A 6,415-nucleotide genomic window follows, 5' to 3' on the forward strand; every position below is an offset into this window, starting at 1 on the left:
TCCCCCTTGATAAGGGGGGAACTTTTTCTATTTTTTCCGTTGTTAAGGGGGAAGGAAGGGGGATCGCAGAAATAAATTTTTCAGCAGTTAATTCTGGGCGGTTGAGATAACCACGACTTAATCCCGCCCCACCTATATATAGTTCTCCAGCAACTCCTACTGGTACAGGTTGTTGGTAATGGTCAAGTATAAATGTCTGAGTATTAGCTATGGGGCGACCTATTGGTATTGATATCTTTTCTAGTTGAGAAGCTTCTACCTGAGATACTGTTGACCAAATAGTTGTTTCTGTCGGACCATATAAATTCCAGACTGAATTACCACAACTTAATAACTGCTGTGCTAAGTCAGTAGGTAAAGCTTCCCCACCACACAGAATTTTTAAATCTTGATTTCCCTGCCAACCTGAAGCTAATAATAATCTCCAAGTTGCGGGGGTAGCTTGCATTATTGTTGTGCCGGAAGTTGAAATTAGTTTTGCTAATTCTATTCCATCTGTGGCAGTAGCGCGACTTGCTAATACAACTTTGGCTCCAGTAATTAGAGGTAGATAAATTTCTAATCCAGCAATATCAAAGGAAATAGTCGTAACTGCCAAAAGTACATCATCTTTTGTCATACCTGGTTGTTGCTGCATGGAGAGTAAGAAGTTAACAACAGCACGGTGAGGTATTTGTACTCCTTTAGGTTTACCTGTGGAACCGGAGGTGTAAATAATGTAAGCTAGATTTTCGCTGTTAAGGTTTTCAGTTAAACAAGAGATTGCTTGCTGAGACTCTGTTTCATTCGCAATGACAGAGTGCTGCTGAGTGAAAATTTCCTCATTGTCTAAACACAAAATCTGAGCTTGAGTTTCTGGTAGAGTCGGAGCTAAATATTTTTGAGTCAATAATACCGAAGCTTCGGAATCAGATAACATTAACTCAATACGTTCGGATGGGTAATTTGGATCTATCGGTACATAAGCGCCACCTGCTTTGAGGATACCCAATAAACCTATTACCATTTCCAGAGAACGTTCCACACAAATTCCTACCTTAATATCCGCCCCTACTCCCAGACTTTGTAAATAAATTGCCAGTCGATCTGCTTTTTGATTTAGTTGTTGGTAGGTAAGTTTTTCTCCCTCAAATTCTACTGCTATAGCATCAGGTGTTTTTATTACCTGTGCCTCAAAAAGTTGATGTAAAGTTGTCTGAGGATAATCTACTTTAGTATTGTTCCACTCTAATAATTTTTCTTGCTCCTGCGCCGTCAGTAGGGGTAACTCAGAAATAAGTTGCTTCGGGTTCGCAACAATGCCATCTAGTAAAGTTTGGAAATGTTGCGTCATCCGCTCAATAGTTTCAGCAGCAAAAATATCTGTATTATACTCGAAGACTCCTATCATTCCGCTCCCAGTTAGATTTGATGCTCCCATACTGTGTTCTAACATAGAAGGTTTTTCTGGCGAGACCTCTTCCATATACAGAGTTAGGTCAAATTTTGATGTCTGGTTTTCTATAGGTATGGGTTCTATGGTTAAACCTGGAAGTTTTGCAGTTGAGATAGGGTTGTTTTGCAGGACAAACATTACCTGAAATAGTGGCGATCGCCCTAAGTCTCTTTCTGGTTGTAGGACTTCTACTAGCTTTTCAAATGGCATTTCTTGGTGAGTGTAAGCTTCTAAAGCTATTTTGCGTACTTGAGTTAGAAGTTCTAAAAATGTTGGGTTGTCTGCAAGGTTGGTGCGCAATACTAAGGTGTTGATAAAAACGCCGATTAAATTTTCTATTTCAGTAGAGTTGCGGTTAGCGATGGGGGTACCGACTGCAATATCTTTCTGTTGCGTATACCGCAATAGTAGAATTTTGAATGCTGCTAACAATGTCATAAACAGGGTTACACCTTGTTGCTGACTCAGATTTTTTATTGCTTTACATAATTCTGGAGAGAGTCTGAAGGTTTTGGTTGCGCCTCGATATGTTTCTACAGTCGGTCGCGGTTTATCGGTGGGTAACTCAAGCATTGGCAAGTCTTTGAGTTGTTGTTGCCAATAGTTAATCAGGTTTTCTAGTACCTTTCCTTGTAAATATTTTTCTTGGTGGATGGTGTAGTCAGCGTATTGGATGGGAAGGTCTGGTAGTGGTGATGGTTGATTTTGGGTAAATGCTGTGTATAGTGTTGCCATTTCTCCCATCATTACTTTCCCAAACCATCCATCAGAAATTATGTGATGAATAACGGTGATTAATATATATTCGTTTTCTCTAAGTTGTAGTAGAGAAAATCTGATTAGTGGTAGTTGTTTTAAATCGAAAGGTTGTTTTATTTCTTGTTCTATTAGTTGTTTTACTTTAGCTTCTTTTTGATTATCTGGTATTGTTTGTAAATCTGTTAATGCTAGTTTTAAAGTTAGGGATGGTAAAACAACTTGAACTGGTTCGCCTTTGACTATGGCAAATTTAGTTCGTAATGATTCATGGCGACGTACAATTTCATTTAAGGTTTTCTCTAGAGTAATTAGATTTATTTCTCCTTTTAATTTGATTGCTGAATAATTATTATAGGCGTAATTATTTGGATCGATTTGTGATAATAGCCAAATTCTTTTTTGAGGAAAAGATGTGGGAAATATAAATACATCTTCTTGGCTATATTTTTTATCCTCTGGAATTAAAGTATTGCTTGTTGTCATTTTTTTTGAGTAGTAAGTAATAAATAGTTAGTAGTTATATAATTGAATAATTTTTGATATCTCAAAAAATTTTTGTTTGTAGTAGGGCTTTAGCCCTAAATATTTCCCTGGCGCTAAAGCGCAACTACGAGCTTTTATTCATTCAACTTTCCCCGATATGCTGCGCGAGACACTGCCATAATTTTTTGTGGCTTAAAACCATTATTTTTTTCTTGCGCCGATTTAATTTTTTCGGAAATTCCTGCCACTGTTGGTGCATCAAAAAAATCCTCCATTGCTATTTCTATTTGAAACATTTCTTTGAGTCGAGAATTAACCTGTGTTGCTAATAATGAATGACCTCCAATTTCAAAAAAGTTGTCATAAATACCTACTTTTTCTATGCCGATAAGTTCCTCTAAAACTTTGACAATTTTTTCCTCTACATCATTTCGGGGTGCGACATAAGCATTTGCTAAATTTGGACGTGAATGAATTGATTTAGAAACTTTATTTTCCTCTAATGTCTGCTGAATTTCTGATTTTAGATTAAAAGATTGTTCGATTCTTGCTGGAAAAGATTTTGTTGATACTACTACCTGAGAGAAATTATTTAGCTCTAATTGGTTTCCTTGTAATATTCGGTTAAAGACCTCTATTCCTTCCTGAGTGGCAATAGCTTGTTTGAGATTTTCTTCATGTCGCTTTTTATATTCTTCTGGCAAATTAACATTGGTTGCCATTCCTACTTCTTGCCATATATCCCAATTAATAGATGCTGTAAATTGGTCGGTTTTACAATTAGCAAATTTGTCAAGAAAAGCATTTGCTCCAGCATAATCTATTTGCCCAATACCACCAATTATTGAACTAATGGAAGACCAAAAAACTAGGAAATCTAATTTAGTATCTTGGAAAATTTCATTTATCACTAATGTTCCTTTAACTTTAGGAGCAAAAATAGGTTCGACTGTTTCTGGTGTTTTGAGTTTAGTTTCACCTTTACCAATAATTCCCGCAGCATGAATTACTCCATGAATGTTGCCAAATTTTTCAGATACTATATCTACTGCTTTTTGCATCTGTTCTTTATTAGCAACATCTGCCTGAAGAATCAAAACTTCTGCACCTAAATTTTCCAGCTCTTGTAACTTTTGAATTTTTGTAATTACAGGATTACTTTCTCCCCCTTTTTGCAGAAAAGTTTCCCAAGTTTTGAGTAAATTTTCCCACTCAGATTTGGGAGGAAATTCTGAACGCCCAATTAATACTAATTTTGCTTGTACTGTTTCAGCTAAATATTCAGCGATCGCTAAACCAATACCTCCCATTCCTCCTGTAATTAAATAAACTCCTTTTTCTCTTAATCGTTTATTTTCTGAAACCTTTTCTAACTTAAGAGGTTCAAAAGTTTCTACCCACCGTCGCCCGTTACGATAAGCAACTGTTGGAGTGGTAAAATCTGCTGCTAACTCTAAAATTAGTTGGTCAATTTTTATGGTAGAGATATTGTCTGAAATTTCAGATTTTTCTATATCGATGTGACAACAACTTATATTAATAAATTCTTGAGGGATGACTTTACAAGCACCTAATACAGTTGATTTTTCTGGAATAATTGTTTCTAACCCAGTCACATTTTGAATATTGCTAGAAATTACTCCTATCTGTAATGGGTTATTAATATTTTGACTATTTAATGCTTGTGCTAAATACAGCAAACTATAGAATCCTAAATCCTGAAATCCTTCATAAGTTTGAGCTGGTATTAAACTCCAGAAGTGAACAATATTTTGAATATTTCCCAATGCACAAACTTCGGCAAACAAAACATCATAATTATCCCGTTTTTCAGGATTGATAGTATAAATATTATTGTCTGTTTTGTGAAAGTCATTACCAATTTTGACTTGAATAACTTCCACTCCATATTCACTGTTCAATCTCTGGCAAAAAGCAGAACAAAATTCTGAATCATCCACAAAAACTAACCAGGGTTTGTGATGAGAAAAATCTGCCGATGGTAAAATATCGCGCTTCCAACTAGGAACATAAAACCAATCACTAACATCCTCTTTTTTCGATAAATCTTCAGTTTTGCTTCTGACTTCCGTACGGGTGATTCGCGAATCACCCCTACTGATTCCTTCTCCTGCTTCTACCCAATAACGCTGACGCTCAAACGGATAGGTTGGCAAAGGAATACGACGACGCTCTTCAGTAGCAGAAAATTCTAACCAATCTATTTTTACCCCTGCTAACCAAAGTTTGCCCAGAGTATTTAACAAAAATGCCGTATCTGACTCCTTGTCTTTAGGATGGCGCAACGAAGATAATACAACCCTTTCCCCTGCTTGTTGTTTGACAAAGGTTGTCAGAGTGCGTCCAGGTCCGACTTCCAGAAAAATGCGCTCCCTGTCTTTTAATAATTCTCCAATACCTTCACTAAACCGTACTGGTTGACGCAGATGTTTTGCCCAGTAACTCGGACACACAGCTTCATTCTCTGTTATCCAACTACCAGTCACATTAGAAATAAATGGTATCTGGGGGGGATTAAGTTTGACTTTTTTGACTGCTTCTGTAAATGGTTCGACGACTGCATCCATCATTTGAGAATGAAAAGCATGAGATGTATGCAAAGAACGACTGTTTATTTCTCTGTTAGTCAGCAAATTTTCTAATTCTGCTATAGCTGCAAAACTGCCAGAAACTACACTCAAAGATGGAGCATTATTAGTTGCTAACTCTACTCCAGAAATTTTAGTTTCTGCCAAGAGAGACTCTACTTCAGCAGCAGACAAACTTACGGATAACATTGCCCCCGCTGGTTGTTGCTGCATCAAACGACTGCGAGTTGCCACTAACATCAAAGCATCTTCCAGAGAAAAAACGCCAGCTAAAGTAGCAGCTACATATTCTCCAATACTATGACCTATCATTGCAGTAGGAGTCACTCCCCATGACATCCATAATTTGGCGAGGGAGTATTCGATAATGAATAGTGCTGGTTGAGCAATGGCAGTTTGGTTTAAGTCGGATAAAGAATATATATCTATATCTAAGTGTGGTTTGAGTAACTCCCGACAGCGATCGTACTCTTCCCGAAATACGACTTCAGTTTCATAGAGTTCTCGCCCCATGTTGACATATTGGGAACCTTGTCCGCTAAACATAAAGACTACGGAGGAATTATTTGATTCGTTGAAGTTGCTGAAAATTCGCTCAGGGTCTTTTGTTTCTAATACTGTAACTGCATCTTCTATATCTTTAAGTACAACTATTTGTCGGTGAGGGAATGCTTTGCGACCTACTTGTAGAGTGTAGGCAACATCAGCAAGTGGGATGGTAGGGTTATCTTTTAAATGGTTGACTAAATTTTCTGTTGCTGTTTCTAGAGCAGAAGGGGTACGCGCCGAAAGTAATAATAGTTGATGTTGTCGCAAACTGGGAGCAACTTCTACAACAGGAGCTTCTTCTAAAATGACATGAGCATTTGTGCCACCTATTCCTGCTGAGTTGACAGCAGCACGACGGGGAATGCCATTAGTTTTCCATTCTGATAGTTTGGTATTAACAAAAAATGGGCTATTCTCAAAATCTATTTGCGGATTAGGTGTTTCAAAATTAATAGTAGGAGGTATAACTTTCTGTTGCAAAGCTATTGTAGCTTTAATTAAACTTGTAATTCCTGCTGCGGAAACTAAGTGCCCGACATTTGTTTTTACCGAACCTATAGCACAGTAATTTTTTTTATTA

The 6,415-nt window shown here is 37.2% G+C and carries 2 protein-coding genes; both read right to left on the reverse strand.

Annotated elements, in window-relative coordinates:
- On the reverse strand, window positions 1-2,677 hold a 2,677-nt coding region (locus F6K22_RS27315; RefSeq protein ID WP_293105336.1), incomplete at its 3' end, for a non-ribosomal peptide synthetase.
- A 134-nt stretch (window positions 2,678-2,811) separates the two neighbouring features.
- The coding region (locus tag F6K22_RS27320; protein ID WP_293105337.1) for a type I polyketide synthase at window positions 2,812-6,415 on the reverse strand (3,604 nt) is incomplete at its 5' end.

It is taken from the genome of Okeania sp. SIO2F4, assembly GCF_010672385.1.
In the GTDB taxonomy this organism is placed as follows: domain Bacteria; phylum Cyanobacteriota; class Cyanobacteriia; order Cyanobacteriales; family Microcoleaceae; genus Trichodesmium.